Annotated in this window: 19 protein-coding genes; 1 reads left to right on the top strand and 18 read right to left on the bottom strand. The window is 64.7% G+C overall.

The window, feature by feature from the left end; all coding sequences use genetic code 11:
- Positions 1-79: 79 nt before the first annotated feature.
- The 10 genes from sctC to ACZ9H4_RS34780 form a co-directional block, all read right to left on the bottom strand.
- Positions 80-1,852: a type III secretion system outer membrane ring subunit SctC gene (sctC, locus tag ACZ9H4_RS34825; protein WP_408148647.1), complete on the bottom strand. Its 1,773-nt coding sequence runs from the start codon at positions 1,850-1,852 to the stop codon at positions 80-82.
- Between the two features lie 172 nt (positions 1,853-2,024).
- Positions 2,025-3,635 carry a shufflon system plasmid conjugative transfer pilus tip adhesin PilV gene (gene pilV, locus ACZ9H4_RS34820; protein WP_408148645.1) on the bottom strand — a complete coding sequence of 537 codons (1,611 nt, stop codon included), beginning with the start codon at positions 3,633-3,635 and terminating at the stop codon, positions 2,025-2,027.
- A 150-nt stretch (positions 3,636-3,785) separates the two neighbouring features.
- Positions 3,786-4,262, bottom strand: coding sequence for a type IV pilus biogenesis protein PilM (gene pilM, locus ACZ9H4_RS34815; protein ID WP_408148643.1), 477 nt, complete (start codon positions 4,260-4,262; stop codon positions 3,786-3,788).
- A 79-nt stretch (positions 4,263-4,341) separates the two neighbouring features.
- A complete protein-coding gene (locus tag ACZ9H4_RS34810; RefSeq protein WP_408148641.1) occupies positions 4,342-4,908 on the bottom strand; it encodes a type 4 pilus major pilin in 567 nt (188 codons plus the stop codon).
- Positions 4,909-4,936: 28 nt separating this feature from the next.
- On the bottom strand, positions 4,937-6,013 hold the full coding sequence (locus tag ACZ9H4_RS34805) for a type II secretion system F family protein (RefSeq protein WP_408148639.1): 1,077 nt from the start codon (positions 6,011-6,013) through the stop codon (positions 4,937-4,939).
- Complete coding sequence (locus ACZ9H4_RS34800; RefSeq protein ID WP_408148730.1) at positions 6,003-7,616, bottom strand: GspE/PulE family protein; 1,614 nt, start codon at positions 7,614-7,616, stop codon at positions 6,003-6,005. The genes ACZ9H4_RS34805 and ACZ9H4_RS34800 overlap by 11 nt, the downstream gene beginning before the upstream one ends.
- 38 nt (positions 7,617-7,654) lie before the next feature.
- Positions 7,655-8,287, bottom strand: coding sequence for a type IV pilus biogenesis protein PilP (gene pilP / locus ACZ9H4_RS34795; protein ID WP_408148637.1), 633 nt, complete (start codon positions 8,285-8,287; stop codon positions 7,655-7,657).
- Positions 8,277-9,554 carry a type 4b pilus protein PilO2 gene (pilO2, locus tag ACZ9H4_RS34790; protein WP_408148635.1) on the bottom strand — a complete coding sequence of 426 codons (1,278 nt, stop codon included), beginning with the start codon at positions 9,552-9,554 and terminating at the stop codon, positions 8,277-8,279. The genes pilP and pilO2 overlap by 11 nt, the downstream gene beginning before the upstream one ends.
- Before the next feature lie 36 nt (positions 9,555-9,590).
- A complete protein-coding gene (gene pilN / locus ACZ9H4_RS34785) occupies positions 9,591-11,273 on the bottom strand; it encodes a PilN family type IVB pilus formation outer membrane protein (protein ID WP_408148633.1) in 1,683 nt (560 codons plus the stop codon).
- Positions 11,273-12,454, bottom strand: coding sequence for a toxin co-regulated pilus biosynthesis Q family protein (locus tag ACZ9H4_RS34780; RefSeq protein ID WP_408148632.1), 1,182 nt, complete (start codon positions 12,452-12,454; stop codon positions 11,273-11,275). The genes pilN and ACZ9H4_RS34780 overlap by 1 nt, the downstream gene beginning before the upstream one ends.
- Before the next feature lie 248 nt (positions 12,455-12,702).
- Between ACZ9H4_RS34780 and ACZ9H4_RS34775 the strand changes: the two genes are divergently transcribed.
- Positions 12,703-13,803, top strand: coding sequence for a type IV pilus twitching motility protein PilT (locus ACZ9H4_RS34775; RefSeq protein WP_408148728.1), 1,101 nt, complete (start codon positions 12,703-12,705; stop codon positions 13,801-13,803).
- 286 nt (positions 13,804-14,089) lie between these two features.
- Here the strand turns inward: ACZ9H4_RS34775 and cuyB are convergent, their stop codons facing one another.
- The 8 genes from cuyB to ACZ9H4_RS34735 form a co-directional block, all read right to left on the bottom strand.
- Positions 14,090-15,580, bottom strand: a complete 1,491-nt coding sequence (gene cuyB / locus ACZ9H4_RS34770; RefSeq protein ID WP_408148630.1) for a cysteate racemase — start codon at positions 15,578-15,580, stop codon at positions 14,090-14,092.
- Positions 15,577-16,884, bottom strand: a complete 1,308-nt coding sequence (locus ACZ9H4_RS34765) for a dicarboxylate/amino acid:cation symporter (protein WP_408148628.1) — start codon at positions 16,882-16,884, stop codon at positions 15,577-15,579. Before ACZ9H4_RS34765 ends, cuyB begins: the two co-directional genes overlap by 4 nt.
- A 301-nt stretch (positions 16,885-17,185) precedes the next feature.
- Complete coding sequence (locus tag ACZ9H4_RS34760; protein ID WP_408148626.1) at positions 17,186-20,572, bottom strand: hypothetical protein; 3,387 nt, start codon at positions 20,570-20,572, stop codon at positions 17,186-17,188.
- Between the two features lie 43 nt (positions 20,573-20,615).
- Positions 20,616-21,020, bottom strand: coding sequence for a hypothetical protein (locus ACZ9H4_RS34755; RefSeq protein ID WP_408148624.1), 405 nt, complete (start codon positions 21,018-21,020; stop codon positions 20,616-20,618).
- A gap of 93 nt (positions 21,021-21,113) precedes the next feature.
- The gene (locus tag ACZ9H4_RS34750; RefSeq protein ID WP_408148622.1) at positions 21,114-22,952 is read right to left on the bottom strand and encodes an aspartate/glutamate racemase family protein; all 1,839 of its coding nucleotides are present in this window, start codon (positions 22,950-22,952) and stop codon (positions 21,114-21,116) included.
- Between the two features lie 111 nt (positions 22,953-23,063).
- Complete coding sequence (locus ACZ9H4_RS34745) at positions 23,064-24,509, bottom strand: DUF4915 domain-containing protein (RefSeq protein WP_408148620.1); 1,446 nt, start codon at positions 24,507-24,509, stop codon at positions 23,064-23,066.
- Between the two features lie 44 nt (positions 24,510-24,553).
- Positions 24,554-25,171 (bottom strand): adenylyl-sulfate kinase, encoded by a 618-nt coding sequence (gene cysC / locus ACZ9H4_RS34740; protein WP_408148618.1) that lies wholly within the window; start codon positions 25,169-25,171, stop codon positions 24,554-24,556.
- Positions 25,168-25,590 carry a lytic transglycosylase domain-containing protein gene (locus tag ACZ9H4_RS34735; RefSeq protein WP_408148726.1) on the bottom strand — a complete coding sequence of 141 codons (423 nt, stop codon included), beginning with the start codon at positions 25,588-25,590 and terminating at the stop codon, positions 25,168-25,170. The genes cysC and ACZ9H4_RS34735 overlap by 4 nt, the downstream gene beginning before the upstream one ends.
- Positions 25,591-25,709: the final 119 nt, after the last annotated feature.

The following is a 25,709-nucleotide window of genomic DNA, read 5'->3' as shown; positions in this document are numbered from 1 at the left end:
AAAACCGCCGCAAGCGACTCGCGTCGCAGGCGGCGGAAAGGGCAACCCGGGCAAGCCCGGGCGGCCAAGAGGCCGGTTCTTATAGGTCGATAATCCGCGGAGTCAGCAGGAACAGCCGTTCCATGTGGCTGTCCTCCTTGTCCGTGTACTTGAACAGATTGCCCAGTACAGGAATCTTCGAAAGCAGCGGCACGCCGGTCGAGTCGCGGGTATGGTTGTTGGCCTTGTAGCCCGCCACGAGCAGCGACTCACCCTCGTTGATGAACGCGGAAGTGTTGATGTTCGTGCTCGATATCACCGGAATGTTGTCCACGGTCTGGCCGGTAAGTTGGCCGTCCTGAATCGCGACATCGAGCTTGATCTGCGTGCGCCCGTTTTCGTCGACCACCATCGGCAATACGCGCAGTGAGACGCCGGTCGAGACACTGTACAGGTCGGCCGACGTGTACCCCGTTACGCGGACGAAGAACTGCGTCTGGTTCGCCATGTCAGCTTCAATGTCGTCGAGCGTGGTGACCTTCGGGCTCGCCTCGATCTTCGCGAGGTTGCGCTCCTCCAGCGCCGAGACGCTTGTCATCAGGTAGCGCCCGGCGTTGCCGATCACCGTCGTGAGCACGCCGCCGACCGGCGTCGCCGCGGCCACCACGTTGCCGGCCAGCGTGGTCTGCCCGAAGTTCTGCGAAAGCGTTCCGGTATAGGTGTTTTGCGCCGTGAGGCCGTTGCCGGTCTGGAAATCCACATGGCTGTTGTGCGCGGTCCAACTCACGCCGAGCTGGCCGATCGCCGAGTCGTCGACCTCGAAAATGTGCGCCTCGATCTCGATCAAACGCGGCTTGACGTCGAGGCGCTGGATCAGTTCGGGGTATTGATACATGCGATCCGGCGTGTCGCGGATCAGCACCGAGTTCGTCCGCTGATCCGCTTCGATCACTGGCAGCTTGTCATCTTCCGCGGCGCCGTCGCCGCTCGCCTCGCCCTGGTTCGACGCGTTCGACACCGCCGACGACAATTGCGGCGACGCGTGGCCGCTCAGTCCCGCCAGCACGCCGAGCGACGATTCGCCGTTCGCGAGCGTCGTGCCTTGCGGCAACGGCGCGCCCGAGCTGGAGCCGCTGGCGCCGCCAAGACTTGTCATCGGCTGCGAACGCTGCACGTTCGACGCCCGCGTGTTTTTTCCGCCTCCGCCGCCCGTTCCAGAATCTTTCTTCTGCTGGGGATGGTAGATGTTGTTGAGCACCGTCGAGACGCCAGGCAGCGTGACCGTCTGACCATCGGCATTTACCGCGCGGTCCATCGACCATGCATGATGCAGCGGGAACACCTGGACCACCGTGCCGGCCCGATGCTGCGTGGTGTTGTCGAGCCGCTGCGCGATGTCGCCGACGAGTTTCACATAGTTCGGCGGACCGTTGACGATGGCCGCGCCCTGCGCCTCGTCGTAGGTGATGTTGAAACGCGGGTCGGTGACATGCATCGACGCGAGGGTCGCGCGCAGTTGACCCGTGCTGCCATGATCCAGCTTGATGAGCGTGCTTTTCATTTCATCCGGGGTCACGATGTCGAGCACCTGGCCGTCGTAGTACCAGACAAACCCGAACGACGATGCAAGCGTATCCAGAAAGCGTTGCGGCGGCATATGGAATTTTCCCGTCACCGTGCCTTGCACCTGTTTGGAGACATTGGCCGGAATACCCTGGCTCGCAGAGAAGTCTCGCAGCACGTCCTTGATGTCCTTGGAATCGGCCGCGTAATCGATCACCTTCACATTCCAGTGAACGGGCGCCGCATGCAAAGCGGCCACGCAACACGTCATAAGGATGATCGACACAATTGTGCAGGCTAGTTTTCGCATGATCTTCACGTTGAAAGAAAAGGGCGGTTCCGGATACTGATGATTCGCTCCGCCCGGCCCTTCGTCAACGACCGTCATGCAAAGGCCTGCCGACTACTTCCGATTGCCGCACCTGGGTTCGCGAGACTGCGCGCCAGACACGTCCCGCCACAGGTCCGCGCTCCCTGTTCGATCAGTAATACGTATTAACTGCCCAGCCTTCGACAAGCGGCGTGTTCGGGATGGATTGCCCCTGCTGACCCAGTAGACTGCTCGTCCACGGCGTCGTGATCACCGAATAAGTGGCCCAGTTCGTCACGATACGAACGCGGTACGTACCCGCGCTGACGGCTTGCGTCAACGCGGTTGCAATCCCGCCCGAGTCGTCTGTCAGAGTCGGACCCTGCGCCTCGGTATGAGCGAGCGATGCGCCCGTGCTGTCGAGCACGTCAACGTCCTGCGACATCTGCGCCCGCGCGCCGGTCGCGCCAGTACTTGAGCCGTCGTTCATATGCCCCCACGTCGATGCCGCGATGATGCCGGGCTTGGTCATGGTCACAGGCAGATAGCTGGTGTACGAGTATGTGCCGTTCGCCGCGTTGTACGAAAACGGACCGCTCGTCCACGCGCCGCCGGGCACACCGCCACAGCCCTGATAGTCGGTCGCGTTCGGCGACGCCATCAGGATCGTGCAGCCAGTGTAGTTGTTGGCGGGTTCGATCTCTGTCTGGGTCTGCCAGGTGCCGTTGCGGCACGACAGCACCCGGCCCGTCGAATCGGTCGCCACCGGCGTCGTGTTCGAGAGGTCGGACGCGCACGCGGCGCCTACTGTGAACTGGTTGCCCAGATCCAGATAGCCCTGCTCGTTGACCGCGATTGCGTGCCAGGCCGTGCCGTTGAACGTATAGGCGCGGCCCGTGTTGGTCGTCATCGCAACGTCGCCGAGACGGGGATTCGGCATCAGCGTGAGATTGCCCAGATCCGCAGCCGAGGCCACCGGATCTCGCCAGTGCATCGACGCGACCGGTGTCCATAGACCGTTGCGGCACGTCACCACGTTGCTGCTGGCATCCGCCGCCACGGCACCGGCGCTTGCCGTGCACGCGCTGTAGTCGGTCTCCTGCGCGAGCACGATCGGCACCTGCATGGTGTTAGCGGTGGCATTGCCCGGCACGCTGACGCGATACAGGAAGTCGCCGTTCTGAGCCTGATCGTTGTCGGGAAACACCTCACTGACCAGGTGCCCCACGCCGGTCTTCGTGCCGGAGCACGACTTGCCTGCCGGATTCGGCGACGCCACGCTCCAGCCGCCAAATGCGCCGAACGCTGCCGCTGCCGCGTTGTTGGTCTTCGGTATCGATCCGCCGCCCTGCCCCGCGTTCGCCGCGATGTAACCAAGCGGAGCATCGGCTATCGTCGTGCCGCCCTCGGTCACCAGCAGTCCTTGCAACCAGCCCGTTCCAGTTGCATAAATCAGCAGGCACGGTGTCTGGCCATACGCGTTGGTATTGCGTACACCGTTCGGCAGGTAAGTGGCGAGCTGATACGGCGAGCCGCTTAACGGCACGACTACCGGCACCGTCGTCGTGGCGGTGCCGAGCAGCGCGTTGGCGTTCTGCGTGATGAGCTGCGCCGCCGCTCGCGTCAGTTGGGACTGATATAGCGCCGCTTGCTGGCCTTTCACGTCTTCCAGCGAAGTGGCGATCATCGCGCTTACGCCGGCGATCATCAGCGATGCGATCGCCAGCGCGGCCAGCAGCTCGACGACCGTGAAGCCACGTTGCCGGGACCGTGTGTTGTTCATGTCTTGCCTCGGTACGCTGCGGTAATGTTCCAGTTCGTCATGACCGGCCTCGCACCGATGCCCCTAGCGCGGCAGCGCACCCGCTTACGACGCGAGACGCTTCGCCCCGAAGGTAGCGGGTAGGTGCTGACGCGACGCGAGCGCGGCCCGTCAATATGCCTGCGCGATCCATACCGGAGTTCCGTTCGGCACGGTCGCCGCGATTCCAGCCGGCAAAGCGACCGCAGCATTGCCGGGCGAAACAACGCTGCCATTGCTGGCGACGCCCGCGAACGCCGAATGAAACGCGAGTTGCTCGATTCCGGTAATCGCCGGTGCCGCGCTCGCCGATGTCGTGTAGACGACCACCGTGCTGCCGGCGACCTCCGCGTTCGGCGTCACATAAACCCGCCAGAGCGGGCTGGCCGTGCCCGCCGCCAGATAGGGAATGAGCGCATCCGCCGATACGGCGCCGCTTGTTTGCGGATTTGCAAGCGCGAACCGGATCGCCGCCTGGCGGTATGCCGCCATGCTTTGCGCGAGCGAGGCGCTCGCAAGCGTCGGCGTGGCTTGCACATAATGCACATCGACGAGCGAATAGACACCGGCTAGCGCAGCCATGGCTAACGCGATCCAGAGCGCGTACATTCAGACGTCTTCCTGTAAAGCGGCCCGAACGTCGGTGCGAACGGGGGTCATTGTCCGTGGCGGCATTGCGCGGCTCAGTTCAGGTCGAAGTCCACACGATCGTGTTGGCGTCCGTGCTGCTGCAGGCAGTCGACGCGTCTGCCGGCGAAATGGGCATCGACGTGTAGCTGGTGCCGGAGTTGACCTGGATGCCGATCCAGCTGCCGCCTGCGCTGATGGAATTCACGCACACGCTCTGAGGCACGTTCGTATAGGTGATCGTGAACTCGTTGTTTGCGGCCGCTACCGCCACTGTGACGTTGCCATTCCAGGTGTTGGTGATCGTGCCGTCAGAGGCCGGCGTCAACGCCGCTGGAAACACCCCTGCGGTGGCGAGCACCGAATTGGTCAAGCCCGTGTAACTCGCGGCCTGTCCCATATAAAGTTTCTTTACACCGCTCTGAATGGCGCTGACCTGCTCGTTGACCGAGTTCGTACTGGCGCTGCTGAATGCGCTCGACAGCAGCGCGACCGCGCCGATCACCACGATCGCGGCAATGCCCAGATACGAAATGGCTTCCAGCAGCGACGCGCCGTGCTGACGCCTCAGCACACGTCCACGGCGCATGCCCGCGACGACGACAAACCGTTGTTTTGCAGCACTCATGTCAAATCCCCTGGTTAAAGCTTCACGCTTAATGCATCGCCCTGCTCATCGCAGCAATTTCCTGCTGGATACCAAAGAAGCCGATAATCAGCAGCCCCAACATCAATGCCATGACGACGATCGCGAACCCGTTGAGGATGCGCATCTGCGCCGTCACTTTCTCGACACCTGTCTCGACCCACTCGTCCGCGAGCGTCTTCAGCGATTCCGCGAATCCCTTGTACTGCGCGTAGACGCATAGGTCCTCCACGATTTCCTTCGATGGAAACCGGTGGCCGCTAACCCGCATGGCCTCACCGACATTCAACCCCGATTTCACGCCGAACAGCATGTCGTCGATTCGCTCCCGCAGCCACGGCTTCGCGCGATCGGCAAGACGGGTCAGAGACTGCTCGACCGTGAAACCGGCGGCCTGCATCGACGCAAACGCCGTGAGGAAACTCGATCCGACCATGAGCCGATAGATCGACCACGGCGCAAACTCGTCGAAGCGGCTGCGCAGCCGGCCGGCCCAACGCGGCATCGAGTACACGAGCAACGCCGTCGACACGAGCACGGCAATCACGCACTCGGGCAGCCACGACTGGACGAATATTGACAGCACGTAGAGCATGCGGGCCGAGCCATGCCAGCGCCCGGGATCTTCGATCGCCGCGAACTGCGGCACCAGCTTCGCGCCGAACAGATAGAGGTACGCGAGCATCATCGCGAACAGCGCGAGCGGATAGGCCAGTCCGCCGACGACTGCATTACGGATGCGCCGCCCCGACATCACGATGCCGGTCACCGAGCGCAGCGCCGCTTCGAGCCGGCCCGACTGCTCCCCAGCCATCACGATCATCTGTTCGGCTTGCGGCACCCAGCCGTCCATGCCTTCGGCGAGGCCGCCGCCGTTTTGCACGACGCGCCGCCACTCCCCGATCAGGACCGCTTCGGGCAGCGTCGGCTTGCGGCCGTCGTGCGACGCGCGCATTTCGAGGTCCTGCAGCACCTTGAGCAGCGGCAGACCGTTCGACAGCATCTTTTCGATCTTCCGGTAGAGCCGCAAGCGCGCCTGCGCGGTTGCCTGCAGCTTCGCCCACTGCCGGTGCGGATCAAACGTCATAGTCCGCTCCGACTGCCGCGCTTCCCGGCGCGGCCGGACGCCCGCCCTCGACCGTCTCCACCGAACGCAGCCGCACCGGCTCGCTGCGCGGCATCAGCGGCCCGACGATGCGCTCCGCCGAGCGCGGGTCGACGAGCCCCGCCGACACCTTTTCAATGGTGTGCTCGACGATGGTCCGGCCTCCCAGGTTGTCGAGCCAATAGGCCAGCGCTGCGCGCTTGTCGCCTTCGCGCATGTACGCGAAGAACTGTGCGTCGGTGCGGATGACCTCGGCGACCACGGTGCGCCCGGTCGTGCCGCGCCCCGCGCAACGCGCGCAGCCCGGACCCTGCTCGAAAACCTGGTCGAATGCGGCGCCGACCGCCCGGCGCACGCGCGCGGCAAGCGCCTGGTCCTGATCTTCCTGCGGCGCACCGGCGAGGCGCCGTTTGCAGTGCGGACACAGCAGCTTGACGAGGCGCTGGCTAATGAGACCCGTGATGACCGACTCGTCGGTCACCATGCCGAGCGGCAACCCAAGGTCGACCAGCCGGTCGACGATCGCGAGCGCGCTGTTCGCGTGCACGGTCGTCCACACCTGATGGCCTGTCATCGACGCGCGCAGCGCACTCTGCGCCGAGGCGCGGTCGCGGATTTCGCCGATCATGATCGTGTCCGGATCGAGCCGCATCGCGTTCGCGATGGCGCTCGCGAACGCCTGGGAGCGCGCTTCTTCCGTCGGCGCGTTGACAACGGGCGTCTGCACCGCTCCCGCAATCGGATACTCGACCGGGTCCTCGACGGTAATCACATGGATAGAGCCCGCGCATTCGGAAATCTTGCCCACCAGCACGCGCTGCAAGGTCGTCGACTTACCCGACCCGGTCGGCCCGCTGATGATGTTCATGCCGTGCGGCAAGCGCTTCAGATCGTCGACGGAGCCCGACTGGGTATCGGAGTAACCGAGCAGGCGCAAGTCGGTGGATTCGCCGGCGTCGTTGTAGAGCAGACGCATGACCATCACGCTGCCCGTGCTGGTGGGAGCCGTGGCGATCCGAACCCCGAACAGTTCCTCCGGCAACTTGTCACGGTCTCCGATCGCCGCATCCTGCCGCTCGTTCGGCTTATATGTGTTGTCCGACACGCTTGCCATTGCCGCATAGAGGGTAGCGAGCAGGCGAGCACCCTGCTCGCGGGTCTGCTCGCTCACGCGCACCAGTTCGTTGTGAATGCGAAACAGGATCTCAGTGCTGAACCGCTTGACGCGGATATGAATGTCAGACGCGCGCTCGCGGCAGGCCTGCGCAATCAGTTCCTTCGCCAGTACCTGCATTGCGGTGTGATCTACCCGCTCGCCCGTGCCGTCGCGGCGCATGCCTTCATATGCGCGCCGCACGTCGTCGAGACTTACCGCCTGCAAGCGGTACGGGTGCTGCAGCCGGTCGAGCCGGGCGCGGTAAGACAGCACGTAAGGGCTCAGTTCGTGGCCCTCGGCCACCAGCAGGCGGCCGTCGTCGAGCAGGCACAGCAGCTTGCGCTCCTCTGCGCTCGCGGCCCACGGTCCGTCGCCCGAAAGCGGATGAGCGGTGCCCATGCGGTGCGTTTCGGTCCGTTGCGCGGACATGTCGAACTTGATGCTGGTCGCGGAGTTCATCTCGTCACCTATTGCGCTGATGGATAACCGGGCGGCAAGCCCGGCACCGCGTTGCGATCGGCGGGCGCGAGCGCGCCTGCCGCGCCTGTGCCTGGGTTGAGCACCGCGCCGCTGCGCGAGGCCATCACCGGAATCATTCGCGCGGTCTGTCCGCCGCCCCAGCGGCCAATCACCTCGTTCGCGCCGATAGAGACGATGCGCAACCCGTTCGGCAATACGTCGCCCGCAGCGACATCGAAGCGCTGACCGTCGCCGGTCTGGATAACCGCCGAATATCGGCGGCCGAATCCCTCGATTGAAACGACGCGCAACGACTGACCCGCGGGATCGAGCGCCGCGCCGCTGCCGAGACGCGACAGCGCCGCTGTGCGCTGGGCGACTTCGGCCTGGGCGTCGAGCTTCTTGATCTGCGCCTTGAGCAGCATCGTCTCTTCCTCCAGATGCGTAAGCTGCGCCGCCGCGTCCGAAGTCCAGCCGCTGTCGGCAGGCAGGGCGGCCGCCGGCGGCGGCGCGGGCGGCTGCACAGCTTGCGCGGCGAGGGCCGGCGCTGCCGCGCAAGCCGTGGCCGACCAACTGAACGTGCCGCCGGCGAGCGCGCTCAACAGCAGGAAACGCAGGCGATAAAAAGCGCTAATTTGCATAGATCACTCCTTCCGCGGACCACTCGCCCGCCTGGTAGGTCAGTTTCACGAGGCGAACGCCGGGGGCGCTCAACATCGGCATGAAGTGTTCGGGCGCGAGGCCGCCGAATTTCACCTGCATCCGCCATTGACTCCAGAGCGGCGCGACGGGAGCGGAACTGCCGACCGGCGCGAGCGCTCCCTGGGCGGCTGGCGTCGCGATCGGAGCGAGCGTCAGCGGCAGATTGAGCATCTGCGAGCGGGTGAACAGCAAGGTTTTCACACCACGGCCGGGCAGGAGTGGTTCATCGCGCGTTGCGCCCATGTCGAACGCTTCGCTTAACGAAGCATGTTCGCCACTCGAATCGAACTGCGCCATTGGCGCGCGCGCGAGCAGCAACGCCGCCGTGGAACCATTGCGCGACCAGGTGTAATCGACGCCTTTCGCCCCGCATACGTAGCGTTCGAGCGACCATCCGCCCGGTGCGATGAAGCGCAAATGACGCTGGCATTCGCGGGCGAATTCGGTAGGCACCGCGAGGCTCGCCCACGGATGCGCGATCGACGGTTGCGCAGCGAGCTTGAGTTGAGCGCGCGCGAGCGACAGCGCGCGTTCACGCGCGGCTTCCTGTTGCGCGCGGTAATGCGAAAACCAGACCGAGCCGCCTATCGCCGCCACGACGAGTCCCGCTGCGAGTCCCATGACCGGCCACGAGACTGTGGTTCTGACCGGTCTGAGCCGCGTCCAGCGCGGCACGCTGATGCGGCCGTGGCGACTCTCGATCAGATCGCCGATGCGGCGCGGATAGAAGTTGTGAAACCCCATCGATTCGATTTCGGGGTCGCCGATCACGGTATTCCAGCCGCCCAACCCATAGTCTGAATTGAGGCGTTCGAACACTTCCTCGCCGCTGCCGACCCAGTCGCCATTCGGCAGAAAGGAGCCGTCACGCACTGCGAAATACGCCCAACGGCCATCCGACAGCTTGAATGCGCCAAGCCAGTTCGGCGCGGATTGCTGACGGCCTTCATAGAATGCGCCCTGTTGCGCGATCGTCTTCGCGACGATTACGCCGAGCGAGGGCAGCCCGGACTGCGCGCCCTCGCGCAGATTCGCGAAGCCGACCGCGGCCACGCCGCGCTCGATACGCAGCACCATCAGGTCGAAGTTCAGTTTCTTCGCGAGCTCGATCGCCTCCTTGCGCAACTCGTGCCGGCGCGAAAGCGATTGCCAGAACAGTCCGCAGACGAAGCGCTGACGCCCTATCTGGATGACGTGGGTAGCCATGACGTGATTTCCGGGTACGTGCCGCTCGGGTAACGTTCAGGCGCCGTTCATCATGATCGGCGTGATCAGGATCACGATCTCCTGACGGTCATGGGTGCCCTGATAGCCGCCGCCGAACGCGTAGTTGTCCGGCGTGCCGACGCCCGACTTCGTCAGGTTGTCGTTCGTGCCTTCATAACCGCTGAGCACGAGCGTCTGGCCCGACTTCATCGAAACGCGCTGCAGGAAGTTGCGCGTATCGACCTCTGGCGTCTGGATCTGCTGGCCGCCGCTTTGCACCGTCTGCAATTGCAGCAGCGAGGAGATGTTCGTATAGAACTGCAACAGCACCGTACCGTTGTCGAGCACGTGGGGCAGCAACGTCATATTGAAGCCGGTGGTGATGGTGCCAGGTGTAAGCGCCGTCTGTGAGCCGACATTGGCGGTGTTCGTGATCGACACGGAGGCGAGATAGCCCTGCTGTGTCGCGACCTGAACCGGCACCGGCTGATCGTTGAGCGTGGTGATCGATGCGGACGTCTTGCGCCGCACCTTGCCTTGCCCCGACAGCGCGCTGATCATGGCCTGCGTGCCCGCCGCGCGGCTCGACGGCGTGATGACCTGCGCGGTGAACGTGACCGGATTGGTCGCGGTCGTGGAAAACGTGTTGGCGAGCGTGAACGACGTGCCGAGCGCCTGATAGACAGCGCCCCAGTTGATGCCATAGCTGTCGTCCGCGGACAGATCGACCGAGAGCACCGTCACGTTGATCAGCACCTGCTTGGACAGCGAGCGGTTCTGCATCTCCATGAACTGTGCAACCGCCTCCAGCACGTCGGGGGTATCGGTGACAGTGATCGAGCCCGTTGCTGGCGACGACACCACGGTGCCGTAGCGCGACAGCATGGAGCGGATCGACGCGCTGAGGCTCGTGAACACCGAGAGCTGGGAATTGACGACCGTGTTAGCGGTGTTGTTAACCGATACGTTCGGCACATTCGAGTTCGCGCCCGATCCGGACGACGCGGAGCCGCCGCTGCCGCTCGAGTTGTCGCTCGTCGCGCCGCTCATCACGTTCGCGTTCACCGACGCGTCGCCGGGAATCGCGCTCACCTGAAAAGTGCGCGTGTCGGTGAAATAGAACAGGATCGTCCCGTTCGCAAGCTTCCACGATACGCCGAAGCGTGCGGCGGCGGCGTCGAGCAGGCCGCGCAGATCGCCGTGACGGTAAGAGATATGGGTCGGCGTCGCAAGACTGGCGACGGCCGCCGCCGCGGACGAACCGCCGCGAGACTGACCGTCGAGACCCGGCAGGGTCGGCAACGGCGGCACACTCCCGACCACCGGCACGCTCGCGGTGCCAGTACCGCGCGACGACTGCGCGTCGCCGTTGGCGCTCGGCGACACGCGCGTGGGGATATGCGTGAGACGCGCAATATGCTCCGCAAATTCGGATAGCGAATTGACGTCGCTGTCGAACGTCGCTGGTTGCAGGAATACCGGCGGCAGCGTGCCGCTGCGGTCGAGCTTGATCGTGGTGCCCGAAAGCCACAGATCGTTCTTCACGATGACGCTGTCCGCGCCGCTGCGCGGATGCGCGTCGCCTGCATGCGCGGCGTCCATCATCTGCTTCGACTCCGCGTGATCGTGATCCACCGCGTTCGAAATGTGCTGCGACAGCCCGGTACAGCCGGCGAGAATCGCCGCGGCCAACGCGAGGGTGGTGACGGTATTGCGCATTAGCCTGCTCCCTTCTCAACGATACGAAGCACTTTGTTGCCGCGATACAGGATGGCCTGCACCGGGGATTCGGTTCCCGCCAGGGCGCCTACGACAGATTGCAGCGCCTCGTCGAACGTGCCGGTCAATGTGGCGGGAGCGTCTACCGCGAAATCGACGGGCGCTTCCCAGATCAACCGCCAGCCCGCCTGCTGGGTCCAGCGTGTGAGCGCGCCGCGCACCGTGCGGTCGGATAGCGCAATGCTCCAGACCTGAAGAGGCGCGGGTTCCTGCGCGATGACGGGCTGCCGGGCGCTGCCTGGTTCCTGTGCTGTAGAGGACTGGCTGGCCTGCACCGCATTCGGTGCGGGAGCCGTGGCCGCAACCGCATGCGGCGCGTTGGCCGCTCCGCCACGCGGACTGCCCGACGCCACCGCGGGCGCTGCAACGGCGCCATCGTTGACGCGCTCCGCCTGGGTGGGCGGATGAACGGCTTGCATGGCCGGCACCATCGAAGACGCAAACGGTTGCGACGTCAGCCGCGGCGCCATGCCGATAGGACTCGCGCCGCTGTCCGCCGCCTGCACGTCGCGTGACGATGCAGGCATCTGCGGGGAGCGCGGTGCGGCCATGCTCGATGATGCCGGGGCAGGCTGTCCGGCTTCGAGCGGCCGCGCGTTCGCCGCGGCACCGCCGATTGGAGCGCCCACCTCGACGGCCGCCGCGCTTGCCGTTGCCCGCAAGGAAGGCACAGCCAACGATGCAGGGGGCGCCGCCAACGCAGCAGGCGCAGCAGGCGCAGCGGAAGCCACCCCCAATGTATCCGCGCCGAACGGCGGCCGATAGCGAACAGTCACGAGCTGGAAATCGGTATCGACTTGCGCAGCAAGTTCGGGATGGCTCGCCAACATATCGCGCAGCGTCTGCGAAAGCGAGTGACCCGCGCTCCACGTCACCGGTGTAGCGGCCCACGCGCCGGCGTTCGGAAGGTTGATGCTGTATGCGGGGGGCACGATCTGGCGCAGCGCGGCGCGCAGCGGCACGTCATTGCCGCTGACCGTCACGCGCGGCGTGTCGGGCGCCTCGCCGGCGATGCTTACCTGGTCGTCGAGCGCGGCGGCGCCTGAAGCCGCGTTCGCGGACGCGGCAAAGCCACTGCCGAGCGCCGACAACGCCGCCATCCATACAATGAACGTACGCATCCAGAATTGTCCTCTTAGCCGAAGGCATCTTGAGATGCCGTTTATTTTTTCGGCCGCCACGTACCACGTGGCTGACCGACAGACTGCTTCACAGGCGGCCTCGCCCGCCGCCGCGCTCATGGCCGGTGTGCGTCCTGGACACGTTGACGTCTCTCACATCGCTGCCCGCGCACTGCACGATCACGCTGGACAATCGCGTCGTTGCCTGACAGGATCACGCCACCACCATGCCCTCACCGACGCACGATATGCCGAGCCATCCCACTGAACTTCGCGACATCACCCAGGAAATTCTCAACCTGGTCGATCAACGCCGCTCTTTCACGGACCTGCACATCGAGCAGGACCGACCAATGATGATCAAAACCCCGCGCGGCTGGATCGAAGCCGAGGGCGGTCCGGTCGTCCTCGAGGAAATGGAGCCGCTGCTCAACTCCATTGACGAGGCATGGGACAACCGTCTGCGCGAAGGCGCGCTGGACCGCCAGTTCGTGCTCACCAGTTGCCGCCTGCGCACACACGTGTATCGCGCATCGGGTGGGCGCAAGACCGTGATCTCGATCCGGCGGCTCCCGCTCGCGCCGCTGCCGCTCGACAAGCTCGGCTTGCCCGCTTACGTTCGAACGATGGCCGAGAGCAGCAAGGGGCTCGTGCTCGTTACCGGCGTGACGGGTTCGGGCAAGACCACCACGATCGCCTCGCTGCTCGATCACATTAATCGCACTCGCAACTGCCACATCGTCACCATCGAACAGCCGATCGAATACGCGATAGACAGTCAGCAATCCATCATCTCGCAGCGCGAGGTGCCCACCGATACGCGCAGCTTCTCGGCCGGCATGCGTGAAGTGCTGCGTGAACGCGCCGACGTCATCATGGTCGGCGAGATACGCGACTTCGAAACGGCCGAGGCGGTACTGCAGGCAAGCGAATCCGGCCACCTGGTGTTCGCGACCATGCATACCGGCAGCGCGCTCAATACGGTGACCCGCCTGCTGTCCTTCTTTCCCTTCGAACAGCGCGAACGTCATGCCGCATCGCTCGCCAATGCGCTCATCGGCATCATCTGTCAAAGCCTCGTGCCGAGCGAAAGCGGCGAACAACTGGTGCTCGCGAGCGAGCTGGTGTTCAACCACAATCAACAGATCAGCGCGCTGCTGACCGACCCCTCGAAAACGCACCTGCTGACGGATTTCGTCCGGCGCAAGGAGGACAACATGTCGCGCCCGCTCAACGAAAATCTGCTGCAACTCGTCAGCAGGAACGTGATCACCGCGCGCGATGCACTACGCGCCACCTATAACCGTGTCGAACTTCACGAGATGCTGCAGCAACTGGGAGTCCGGTAAGCGCATTGTGACCAGACGTTTTCCAGGTGTCTGGAAACTGTGACAATCTGTTACGATTCGCGCCGCGCGGCACCGCATGTTGTGTTCAGCGCATGCGCGAGCGCCGTCCTTGCGTCGCGCACGTGGCACGACGCAAGGACGGCGTCTGCGGAAAGCGGAAAGCGGAAAGCGGAAAGCGCAAAGCGCAAAGCGGCAGCGATGCAACGCCCTTGAGACCCGCCTGATAACGAGTCGACGAAGGCCTGCGAATACGGGCGGCTGAGCGCCTCGCCAGAGGCTTCAGGTCTCAGCCCTGTACATGCCCGCTATCGACGGACTCTTCGCCCCGCGCATAGGCGACGCAGCGTCTCGCGAGTATCGCGGTAGGGTCCGCGAGCCGGATCGTGCGGCCGTTGCCCGCCGTGAATTCACCTTCGGGCAGCAACAAAGGCAGTTCGGTACAGCCGAGCACGATGACTTCGACGCCGCGCTCGACAAGCGCATCGACAGCCGAGCAGATGTCGTCCATACACGCGCCGCTCGTAAAGCCGGCCTTCACGCCCTGAGGGCCGTAGATCGCATTCATGACGCGTGCCTGCAACGCCGGGCCTGGCACCACTTGCGTGAGCCCCGCTGTTTCGAGTGCCTTTTCATAGACGCCGCTCGCGATCGTGCCCGAGGTGGCGAGGAGTCCCACCTCGCGCAGCGCCGGAAACGTCGAACGCAGATAATCGACCGTTACCGTCAGCATGTTGACGATCGGCACATTCAGGTAAGGCTGGATACGCTCGACATAGGCATGCGCGGTGTTGCATGGAATCGCGATGATGTCCGCGTCGCCGTCCTCGAGCTTGCGGCACGTTGCGTACAACGAGATGGTCGGGTCGGGGCCGTCGCTGATCAGATTCTCCGTGCGATCCGGTATCTGCGGATTCTGCTCGACCAGCACCTTCAGATGATCCTGATCGCGCGTAGCAGGCGTGTTGCGCACGAGCTTCCGCATGAAGTCCACGGTCGCCGCAGGCCCCACGCCGCCCACCACGCCGACCTTGAACGCGCGGCTGCCTCCGCCATATTCCCCGCTCACCACGTATTGGGCGTAGATCAGATTGGAGTCGATGAGCGGCGCGTCGAGCAGATCGATCTGGCTCACGACGAGTCCGATCTCGGTCAAGCCCGGCACAAGCACGTGGGCGCCCTGCGCAATCAGATCCTCGCAGGCTTCGCGTAACAGCTCGACCGGCCGGCCGTGCAGATTGCCGGCCTTGATGCCTTCTTCGCCATAGACGGCGCGAGTCACACGGTCCGGCCGCCCGTCGGGCGCCGGCCTTGCATACAGCACTTCGAACTCCGGTTGCGGGAAATATTTCTCGAAGAGCCGCTGATTACGCACGTAGTCCGATGTCAGCACGCCGATGCGCCGCGCGCCGGGGAAACGCCGGCGCAGATGTGCGCGCAATGCGTCGAGCATATCGACGATCGGCGTGTGGACGTTTTCGCGCAACTCGTCGATGAACGTATGGCTCACGAAGCTCGGCAACACGATCGTCGCGATCCCTCGTCTCTCGAAGTCGCGGATCGTGTCGTAGATACGCAGCTTGCCTTCCGCGCTCACTGGTTCGATACCGCCCGAGGGGTCCTGATACGGGTGCTGCTCGAACACGACATCGAAGTGTTCGCCGTCGCTGCGCGCGGGTGTCGATTTGACGAGCTTGAAGAATACGTCCGCGCTGGCAAGCGGTCCAAGGCCGCCGACGACACCCAGCGAACGGCGCGCGGACATGGCTGCCCGGGTCATCGGGTTTCGCTCTGCAGCTGTTCGAAGCGCCGCGTCTCCGGCGCCCCGGCTCGCGCCGCCTCTGGCTCCGCGCCCGCACCGGCTCGTCGTGCCTCCCATTTGGCGATGACGGCGGTCGCCACGCTGTTGCCGATCACGTTGGTCATCGTGCGGCCCATGTCGAGAATCTGGTCGATCGCGAGCACCAGCACCACGCCCGCGGCCGGCAGGTGAAATATCGGCGCGACGGCCGCGACCACCACGACCGAACCGCGCGGCACACTCGCCATTCCCTTGCTGCTCAGCATCAGCACGAGCAGCATCAGTATCTGCTGCGACAAAGGCATGTCCACGCCGAACGCCTGGGCGATGAAGATCGCGGCAAACGACTGGTACATCATCGAGCCGTCGAGGTTGAACGCATAGCCGAGCGGCAACGTGAAGCCGACCACCTTCTTGTCGACGCCGAATTCCTCGAGCTTTTCGGCGAGTCGCGGATACGCGGCTTCGCTGCTGGCTGTCGAAAACGCAATCAGCGCCGGCTCACGCACGCCGGCGAGCAAGGTGAACACGCGCTTGCCGAGAAACACATAACCGACGCCGATCAGCACCGCCCACAGCAGAACCAGCCCCAGGTAGAACGAGCCGATCAGCTTGCCGTACGTGAACAGCACGCCGAGACCGCGCAACGTAACCGCGGATGCAATCGCGCCGAACACGCCGAGCGGCGCGGCGCGCATCACGTAATCGGTCAGGCGCAGCATGACGGGCACCATGCCGTCTATCGCATCCACGACGAATTTGACGCGCGGGTTCGATTTCAAGGCGCCGAGCGCCGTGCCGAAAAACAGCGAAAACACGAGAATCTGCAGAATGTCGTTGCGCGCCATCGCATCGAGCAGACTGGTCGGGAACGCATGCGTGACGATGTTTTTGACGTTCAGGCCCTGGGTATCGAGACCGGTGTTCACTTCAGACGCACCCGCCACCATATGCAGACCAGCGCCCGGCTGCAGCAGGTTTGCAAGCACGAGGCCGAGCGCGAGCGAGGCAAGCGATGCGCAGATGAACCAGCCCACCGTGCGCGCGCCGATACGGCCGACCGCCGAACCGCTGTCCATCCCTGCGAGACCGGACACGAGCGTCGCGAAGACGAGCGGTGCAATGATCATCTTGATCAGCCGCAGAAAAATATCGGTAATGATCGAGAAGTAGCCGGCGAGCGTTTTGGCCAGCTCGGCATCGGCGTTGGCATGGCAGAAATAGCCGACCAGCACGCCGAGGAGCATCCCCGCTGCGATTGCATAAGTAATCCGTTTCTTCACTGTCTTCCCCTGTTCGGTCGTCGATGGTTTCAGGCGTTCGTGGTTCGTATGCCGGCGGCGCCGAAGCGGCCGGACATCGTCAGCGGATAGTAGTGGCGAAAAAAAAACGGACGATGCGAGTCCGGCATCGAGGTATGCGGGTCTCGCATAACGCCGCGTAAAGCGCGGCTGGCAAGGCTCATCGTAAGCCGGCCGCAAGAAAAAACCGCTCCCGCAGCCGGTTGAACGGCATGCGTGGAGCGGTCTGGAGAGGCGATGCGACGAGGCCCGCCTTGGGCCGCATGGGTTCCGGAGCAGGCGCTCAGCGGGTCGCCGGCGTCTTGCTGCCGGAAGCGGTGGCCGTCTCGGCCGCCGGCACTGGTTTGCCCGCTACGTCGAGTTGCGGGCTAATGTGCTGCTCGTGCAGTTGCATTGCCGCCCAGCCGGGACTGTCGAACACGATCTCGCGTTCGGCGCTCATCTCCATCAGGCTGAATCTGCCACGGTAGAGGAACGTCACGCCCACGCCGTTCTGCGCAAGCTGCGGCGCGTACGTGATACCCGATACTTTTTGCGTCGACCCGGGCGCCACGGCCATCGCCGCGCGTATCTGCTCCAGTTCGGCGCTGAAGCGCACCATTTCGGGCGGCACCAGTTCGCCGATTCCGCGCAGTTCGTCGTGACGCGTCGCATACGGGCCGATCATCCGCGCCCGCGCATAATTGACGTGGTTCGTCGAACGCACACCCGCCACCAGCGCGCGGTGATCGTCGAGATCGCTCATGCCTTTCTCCAGATCGCGGCCGTGGCGGAAGCTGAACGCCTCGCTGTACGCCTGCGCGTGCTCGCTCAAATAGCTGTCGTACGAATTTCTGTCGGGAAACTCAGCGTCGGAAAAACAGAAACGCGGCACCAGCTTGTCCTTGTGGTAGATGTGGCGCACCTTCGCGTTGCCGCCGATTTCGCCAACGTGCAGCGTACCGCCCAGCAGATCGACCGGCGGCAGCCCCCCACTCAGAATGTACGGATTCACGCTGAGCGAGGCCCCAGTGCGTCCGCGCAAATAGGTGCCCTGACGGCGGCTCACCACTCTTACCGCCCCGGTCGTCTCGTTTTGCCGGAAGCTCGTGCTGGCGATCTCCCCGGTCACGTTGGCGCCCAGACCGAAGCGCGCGCCCGCCGAAGGAGACGTGGTGACCGACCCGCCCAACAGTCCCGCGATGTCGCCGCGAATAGTGGTGGTTTCCTGATGCGTCAGCCCGAGCGAGAGGCCGGAGGCCATCCCCTTCGAGGCGAGCAGTTCGAGCATGCGTTGCCCCGCGTCGACGTTTTCGCCGGCCGCCTTCGCGCGCTGCAGTTCGACGGCGGTCGAGCGCACGTCCAGATGCAGCTGCGACGACTCGTTGTGTACCGCGGCGTCGTCGTGCTGGAAGCGCGGCGGCGTGGCTTCCAGATCGACGCCGTCTTCCTTGATGCGTCTGAACGAGCGGATCACGATGCCCTTGAATTCCGTCGAATCGCGCCCGCCTCCGAAGTCGCCCCCGCCCGACACGCGCCCGAGACCCGGCTGGTCTTCAGGTCCCCACGAGTGCCCGCCCTGCTCGCCCACGCCGCCGTAGGTCGACTTGCGCGTCTCCTCGCCGACGAACCACTCGCTGCCATGCGTCGCGACGCCGTTGCGCATGACGAAGGACGTGCCGTTTTCGTGCGAGAAGTTGAAGCGTTGCAGAAGCGCGCGGTGTTCGGCCTCCTCGGGGTCATGGTATGCGTACGGCGCGGCGTTGAACGCCGTGCCGCGCGTGGAGCCGCCATGCACCGAGGTGGACGAGTAGCGGAAGTTGTTGCCGAACTGCGCGTCCTTGTAGAAGTCGCTGATCATCGTCACGGCTTCGTCGATGTGCCCGGTCGAAGCCTGCTTTGTCACACCGTCTATCACGCGGGTAGCGTGATCGAATATCTGCGCAAGCGGCGGGTCGTTGGGCGCGCGGGTCAGCGCGCCTTCGTCGATGCCGTATTCATCGGCGAGCGCGTGCAGCTTGTCGAGGTTGATCTGGGTTCGCGCGAGTTCTGTTTCCGTCTTGATGCGCAGCGCGTTCAGACGCTGCGGCGCATCGACCTCGGGGACATCGCCATGCGCGCCGTCGAGCGGCACCGGCTGGCCGGCGCACACGTGCCGGCAGTACCGGTCGATGTCGCTTAGTTCCACGACGTTCGGCTGCTGCAAATTGAAGCCTCGGCCATTGACCACGTCGTTGAGTTCGAACTGGCGGCTCTCGCGATTCTCCGGCTTCCAGACATCGAGCGCGACGAGCTGCGCGATCAGTGGCGCCCTCACACCGTCGTTCGGTGCTTGCTGAATGCGCTGCCGGGTCTGCTCGCGCACCTCCTGCACAAGCGAGCGGACCACCGTGGAGTCGGCATTGCCCAATAACGTAGCGGCTTCCTCCTTGAGCGTGCGCAAGTCGGCCCCGCCGAGGCCGAGCTTAGTCGCGTGTAGCGGCGCCGCGCGCTCGCCGTCTTCCTGCCCGTACACATCGGCGATCTTCGCCAGCCACTCCTTCGCTTTCGCGAGATCGCCACCCGGCAGGTCGTCGCGAAAGCCGTTCTGCCAGGCGAACACATGCGCCTTCTGCTGCGCGCTAAGGCTCTCGTCGCCGTGCATCAGCCGCGTGGTGTTCGCAAGCATGACGCTGCGGGCAAACGAAACCGGCCCACCCTCCGGCTCGCCCGCCTCCACGCGCCCGGCACCCCCGCCCGCGTGCGCCGGCTGCTGCGACGCCCGGTATGCCTGCATCGTGTGGCGAAGCGCATCCACTTCGCGCTCGTCGAGATTGTCGTGACCCAGCAGGCTCAGCATCTCGGGAAACTGATTGCTCTCTGCCGCGTGACCGAGCACGTCGAGGAGCAGCTTTGGCTCACCGGACAGCGGGCGTCTCGCGCCGGGCCCGAGATGAGCGGATATGAGCTGCGGCACCTCGTCCCGTATGTCGCACTCAACGAGGCGTTTGAGAACGCTGAGTTGCGCCGCGCCGGTATGGCCGGGTTCGATCGCCCTCTGGAACGCAAACGAAAGTGCCAGCGAGCTCAACTTCTCTTCGCCACCCGCGCGCCGGTCGAGTCGGCGCAGCACCTCGCCCGCAGGCCGGCGCACGCCTTGCGGAATATCCGCGTTGTTCCAGAACGACGAGATCGGTGTCTCGCTGTTGCGGGCCAGCGCGGGCAGATGACTGGACGCCACCGTCAGACCGTGCTGTTTGAAGTCCGCGCTGATCACGGCGCTTTGCATCCGCGACAGATCCGCGTCCATCTTGCCCGTCTGGGCAACCAGGCCTGTCGCCGCACCCGACGACAGCGACGTCATCAGGTCCATCCCTCGCGGCAGGCCGAACATTTCAGCCACCGCGGCGACAATGCCTTTCTCCTCGCCCGACATCGACAAGGCCGATTGGCGGGCCGCGAACAGGCTCAATCCGTCCACATTGCGCACCCGCGAATGTTCAGTGAACGGCGTGCGCACGTCCACGCGCATGCCGTGGGGTGTCGCCGGCATCGACGCCAGCACGCCGGCGTGAGGCAGGCTCGTGGACTTGAGCTTGCCCTTGTCGAGCGTGCCGGCCGCGCCCGCCGCCGAGGTGGACGGCTGCGGATCGATAGTGAGTTCGTACGCGTGCGCATCGTGCGATGCGTCCGTGACTTCCGATGGGTTCATGATTAGGTTCTCCAGAATGCCGGCGACGGCGCGACGGTTTCGTTCAGTGCGACGTCTTCAGCCGGCGGACCATGCGTGCGACCGCGACGGCGCGCGACATGACGAGCTGAAGACGTTCGAGCATCGCCTCGGGGTCCGTCGCCGGTTCGCTCCACATCAGCGCGACGAACGGGTCGATCACCGCGAAACGCATTGATTCACCGTCCACGCCCCAGTTCGCGGCTTCCGTGAGCATGGCGACCCATGCGCTCGGACTCATCTGCGAGACGTCCGCGATACGGCAGAACACCGACAGGCGATCGCCGTCGACGGCGACATTGACCGCCACCTGGTTGTCGATGACGAACGCAAGAATCGGCTCCTTCGAGTCGCCCAGCACGGCGCCGAGCCGTTGCGAGATGCGTTCCATGACGTCTCGCGGCGAGACTTTGAGAGCGGTGTCGAGCATATCCATTTCCATGTTTTCCATTCCCTGCAATTAAAGTGAGAGTCGTGCGAAACGCCGCCGTCCTCACGAGCGGCGTTTCGCTTCAGTTGACGATCAGGCTGCCTGGCGATCCTGAATATCCGGATGCGCTTGCGCGAGCACGGCGGCCCCGGTGCGGACGTTCTCGGGCGTCACCGCCACCGGCGAATCTTCCGCCGAGAACAGACGGCGCGCGGCCGACGCCATCGGGTCGACAAAGCTGACGCCCGGCCAGCGTGCGCGAAGTTCCGGCTCCTTGAACGGCAGCGGAAGTTCGGTGCAGCCCATCACGAACACCGCCGGTTCTCCCGGATGCGCCTCGTTGTGCAACGCGACCTGATGATCGATCACCTTCGCGAGCTTCGTTCGCGCGAGATCCATGTTGCCGACCTTGACACCCTCGTAGATCACGCTCATCGTCATTTCCTGATGCTCGCGGTCGGGCGTGACCCACGAAAGCCGGTTGTTCGCGTGGTTCTGATAGAGCCCTTGGGCAACCGTCCCGTCGGTTGCGAGAAGCACGACGTGATTCGCGCCCGGCACCTGCTCGATGTCCTGCACCGCCGCGCCGGCAATGTGCTCGATATGCATGTCGTAGCCTTTCGAGTGGATATAGGCCGTCGTGTTGGCGTATTCGTCATGCGCCGTGTTGCAGATCTTGGAGAATCGGGTGATACCCATCGCGTGCATCCGCTCGACGCTCTTCTGCATTTCGGGTTGCGGGTTGTGAGCGTCCACCATTGCCGGATCTCCGCTGCGCTTCTTGATCCAGCTGGTGCGGTCCGGTACGTGCGTCGCCTGGTGCAGCACCATCTCGCCCTTCGCGTTTTCGCCATAGATCCTGACGAACTGGGCGCCAGCGAGCGCGCCCATCCCGCCCATCGCGCCGACCTGCGGATCGCGACGCTCAACCGGCCTTTCGCGCAGTTTCGCGATGGTGTGATCGAAGTGATCCATCGACAGTTTTTGCAGGAACGGCAGGCAACCCGCGCAGCCGAACTGCATCTCTTCGACATGGTCGGCATGCTCGGCGCTCGACAGATGCAGCGCGCGCGACGCAGCCTCCTTGTTGCTGTCGATGATCGGAATGCGGCGCTCGCCCTCCATCACGTGGTCCATTTCGAGGGCGCTGGAAATCGAGGGATAGCCGACCACGATGGCGTCGACGTTCGAGTTCTCCGCCATATGCCGGACCGCCGCGCGCAACTCGTCACGGCCCGTGGCAACGTCCTGCGCGCTCGCGTCGCGGTGCTCCGCGGCATCCAGACGCGAGGTGTCGCCTTGCGTCTGCACCCAGTGCTTGTCCTTGCCGTAGCGTTGAAACACGCGGGCGTCGTAGATATGGCCCGGAACGAGCAGGCCGACGTTGCGCGCAGCCGGCGCGCGCTCCGCCACGCGCTGCATGGCGATTTGCGGAACATCCAGCAGTTGCATGCCGGGGTTGAATTTTTCGACGTGCGCGCGCAGTTCGCCGAAGCCCTCGTGCGAAGCCAGATCCGTCACGACGGCGATTTCGGCGCCGCCACGGTGCAAGGTGTCCAGCGCCTGCTTGGTGCCGTGCAGCGTTCGGGCAAGACCATGCTCGCCAACCGGCGGCACGTGATGCGCCATGTAGTGAATAGACTCGGCCTGCTGCTGGTCGGTCAAGCCTTTGCCCGGCAGCGTGATCAGATCCTCCGCGAACCTTGCGCCGGTTTCCCAGTTATTGTTGACCGAGCCGATGACCTTCTTGAACGAATTCGGCTTCGGGGCCGCGCTCTGGCGAGCCGGCGGCACGTTGCCCATGTGCTCCGTGCTCGCCGGACGGCTCGAACGCGGAACGTTCGCTCGGGTGTCTGCGCTCGCCGACGATTCGGGTTGCTCATACGCAGCCACGTCGTGCGTATTTGCGCTCACTGCTCCTTCGTTTGTCATTTCAATGACCTCCGTGAAAATGCCGAGAATAGGCAGCTTGCAGGGGGCTCACGCGAGGCGCGCGAAGCGAGCGATCCACATGCGAAGCGCCGTGCCGTTCGCGGCCGGCGCTCAGCCTTGCGCCGGCCGGACAATGCGCCGCAGTTCGTCGATCACGTGCGGTGACGCGTCCGGCGGCGCGAGCGACAGCGCCCGCCGCGCATGGGTATCGGCGACGCGGTGGTCGTGCGCGGCGTCGTAAAGCCGAGCCAGGTGGTGCAACACGTCGAAGCTGTCGTAGCCGCCGTCGAGCGCGGCGATGAGATACGGCAGCGCAGCGGGAGCGTTGCGGCTATCGCTTGCGGAGCGGCCGTTGCTGTTGCCGTCGAGCAGCATCCGCGCGTGCAGATAGCTCCATTCAGGCAGCGCCGGCAGGTCGTTCGCGAGCGATTCGAGCACGCCGCGCGCGCTGCTCATATCGCAGCCGGCATCCATCATCTCGCGCAGCATTCGCGCTACGGCGCCGTGTTGATTGCGCATGCGGTAGACCGCGCCGATCAGTTCTCCGAACTCGGCGTTCACCGCGCGCAGCCGCTCGGCCATCGCGTCGATGCGCTCGCCGCATACCCCCTCGCCGCTCCATTCCGCAATGTCGTAGAGTTCAGCGCCGAATGGGCTTAGATCGAGCCAGTCTGAAACGCCCGTCGCGGCGTCGACGATATGCAGGCCGCAGCCGCCGCCCGCGTGCCCCGCATGCGCACTCCGCTCGTCCTGTCGAGGCTCGGCAGCCGAAGGCGGCGATCGCGTCGCGACATGCGCCGCCTCGCTCACACCGCGGCTTTTGCTATGCGTGCGCGGCATGCTCGTGCCGACGAACAGGTTGCCGCCGGCCGCCAGCGCGCCGCGCACGTAGCCGTCGAGCGGACGATCCGCGCCGCGCGGCGCTCCCGCCACATGAACGAGACTACCGTCGCGCGAACTCAGGCACAGGAGCGTCGCGCGATCGACGAATAGCGAATGCGGGTGACGCAAGCCGCGCCGCACCACCTCGCCACCCGCGCTGAGATCGAGAATCTGGCCATCGCGCGCCTCGCGCCAGGACGCACCCGGCTTGCAGCCGAACAGCGACAGGTACACGCGGCCGTTGAACGTCTGCAGCGAGTTCATATGCAGCGTATCCGCGCCGGGTTCCCGTTCAAAAAACACCCGCACGCGCGGCGCGGCGTCATGCTGCCAGTCGACTGCGAAGACCTGATTCGAGCCGCTGCTGACGATCAGCAGTTCGCCGTGCCACGGCACCAGCGAATGCGCGTCGAATACCTCGGCGAGCCGCGCGGCGCGGCGCACACGGCCGGTCCGGTCGATTTCCGCGAGCAGCGTGCCCACCGTCCCCGGCACCCGGATCTGTAACGCCGCGTAGTAATGCTCGCCTAAGCGGCACAGGCCCGTTGCACCGACGACCGGCCCAGCCACGTCGCGCAGGTCGACCCATTGGAAAACGTTCGTCCGCGTGTCGAAACGCGCCAGCACGTAACCGGACGGTTTGGCATAACAGAAGCTCAACAGCAGTTGTGTCATGAGAGGTTTCACAAAAGCAGATGGGCACCCGCGCGGGGCGGGCGTCAGGCAACCTGGCGAACCGGCCGCACGATCATCGGCAGCAGTCGCGCAAGTAGCTGTTCGGTACAGAACGTGCGGTCGCGCCCGCCGGTGTCGATCACGATGGAAGGCGACGCAGGCGGCTCATACGGCGCATCGACGCCCGTGAAGCCGCGCAATTCGCCGGCTCGCGCGCGCCGGTACAACTCTTTTGGATCGCGCGCCTCGCATATGGCAACCGGGGTGTTCACATAAACCTCGACGAAACGCGACGCGCCGACGATCGAGCGCGCGAGTGATCGTTCGCGCCGGTACGGCGAGATGAACGACGCGATCACGATCAGCCCTTGTTCGTTGAGAAGCCGCGCCGACTCCGCGGCACGGCGGATGTTTTCGTCGCGCTCATCCGGCGTGAAGCCGAGATCGCTGCAAAGACCCTTGCGCAGCGCATCGCCGTCGAGCATGCAGCAAAGCTTGCCGAGTCCGCGCAACCGTTCGCGTACGCCGCGCGCGAGTGTCGATTTGCCCGCGCCGCTCAGGCCGGTCAGCCAGACCGTGACCGGCCGCTGGCCGAGCGTCGCGCAGTAGCGAGAGGTTGCGAGCGCGTCGTCGCGCAGCGCGGCTTCGTCGACCGGACTCATCGCAGGTCTCCCGCCGGTGTGTCCGCGACCGGCGCAATCAGGCCCCAGCGTGCGAGCGTCGTCCTGATCATGTGAGCGTAGGCGTCGCGAAGCCGCGGGCTCTGCGAGTGATAGGCGCCCACCGCGTTCCACGTATTGCCGTACGCGACCATCTTTTTCTTCAGGTGCCACGCCGCGACATACACGTTCACGCATTCGTCGAGCAGGTCCTTTTCATGGATGCCATAAGGCGCCAGTTCACGAAGATGCACCGAGTTGATCTGCAATTCGCCGATGTCCGTGGTGCCGTTTCTGTTCTTGTGCAAGGCGTGCGGATCGCCATGCGATTCGACCGCGGCGATCGCGCGCAAGATCAGCGGATTCACGCCGTGGTACGACGCCGCGGTGTCGAAACAGTCGGCGAACGCGGGCGCGCTCATGCACGACAGCACCAGCAAGGACACGGCGAACGCGCATCTAAGGCGACCCGAGCGACGAGCCGGGGCCGGACAGAACGACGGCCGTCCCGCTGGATGTGCGTGATAACGATGATTCATCG

It is taken from the genome of Paraburkholderia sp. TE9906 (genome assembly GCF_056279605.1).
This window is presented reverse-complemented; position numbering and strand designations above follow the sequence as displayed.

What these genes read in the sequence shown, in the direction of transcription:
- ACZ9H4_RS34780 (WP_408148632.1), bottom strand. Translation starts at nt 12,454, where the DNA reads ATGCGTACGTTCATTGTATGGATGGCGGCGTTGTCGGCGCTCGGCAGT.
- cysC (WP_408148618.1), bottom strand. Translation starts at nt 25,171, where the DNA reads ATGAGTCCGGTCGACGAAGCCGCGCTGCGCGACGACGCGCTCGCAACC.
- pilM (WP_408148643.1), bottom strand. Translation starts at nt 4,262, where the DNA reads ATGTACGCGCTCTGGATCGCGTTAGCCATGGCTGCGCTAGCCGGTGTC.
- pilP (WP_408148637.1), bottom strand. Translation starts at nt 8,287, where the DNA reads ATGCAAATTAGCGCTTTTTATCGCCTGCGTTTCCTGCTGTTGAGCGCG.
- ACZ9H4_RS34760 (WP_408148626.1), bottom strand. Translation starts at nt 20,572, where the DNA reads ATGAACCCATCGGAAGTCACGGACGCATCGCACGATGCGCACGCGTAC.
- ACZ9H4_RS34775 (WP_408148728.1), top strand. Translation starts at nt 12,703, where the DNA reads ATGCCGAGCCATCCCACTGAACTTCGCGACATCACCCAGGAAATTCTC.
- ACZ9H4_RS34800 (WP_408148730.1), bottom strand. Translation starts at nt 7,616, where the DNA reads ATGTCCGCGCAACGGACCGAAACGCACCGCATGGGCACCGCTCATCCG.
- ACZ9H4_RS34755 (WP_408148624.1), bottom strand. Translation starts at nt 21,020, where the DNA reads ATGCTCGACACCGCTCTCAAAGTCTCGCCGCGAGACGTCATGGAACGC.
- sctC (WP_408148647.1), bottom strand. Translation starts at nt 1,852, where the DNA reads ATGCGAAAACTAGCCTGCACAATTGTGTCGATCATCCTTATGACGTGT.
- ACZ9H4_RS34750 (WP_408148622.1), bottom strand. Translation starts at nt 22,952, where the DNA reads ATGACAAACGAAGGAGCAGTGAGCGCAAATACGCACGACGTGGCTGCG.
- pilV (WP_408148645.1), bottom strand. Translation starts at nt 3,635, where the DNA reads ATGAACAACACACGGTCCCGGCAACGTGGCTTCACGGTCGTCGAGCTG.
- pilN (WP_408148633.1), bottom strand. Translation starts at nt 11,273, where the DNA reads ATGCGCAATACCGTCACCACCCTCGCGTTGGCCGCGGCGATTCTCGCC.
- cuyB (WP_408148630.1), bottom strand. Translation starts at nt 15,580, where the DNA reads ATGACCCGGGCAGCCATGTCCGCGCGCCGTTCGCTGGGTGTCGTCGGC.
- pilO2 (WP_408148635.1), bottom strand. Translation starts at nt 9,554, where the DNA reads ATGGCTACCCACGTCATCCAGATAGGGCGTCAGCGCTTCGTCTGCGGA.
- ACZ9H4_RS34810 (WP_408148641.1), bottom strand. Translation starts at nt 4,908, where the DNA reads ATGAGTGCTGCAAAACAACGGTTTGTCGTCGTCGCGGGCATGCGCCGT.
- ACZ9H4_RS34745 (WP_408148620.1), bottom strand. Translation starts at nt 24,509, where the DNA reads ATGACACAACTGCTGTTGAGCTTCTGTTATGCCAAACCGTCCGGTTAC.
- ACZ9H4_RS34735 (WP_408148726.1), bottom strand. Translation starts at nt 25,590, where the DNA reads ATGAGCGCGCCCGCGTTCGCCGACTGTTTCGACACCGCGGCGTCGTAC.
- ACZ9H4_RS34805 (WP_408148639.1), bottom strand. Translation starts at nt 6,013, where the DNA reads ATGACGTTTGATCCGCACCGGCAGTGGGCGAAGCTGCAGGCAACCGCG.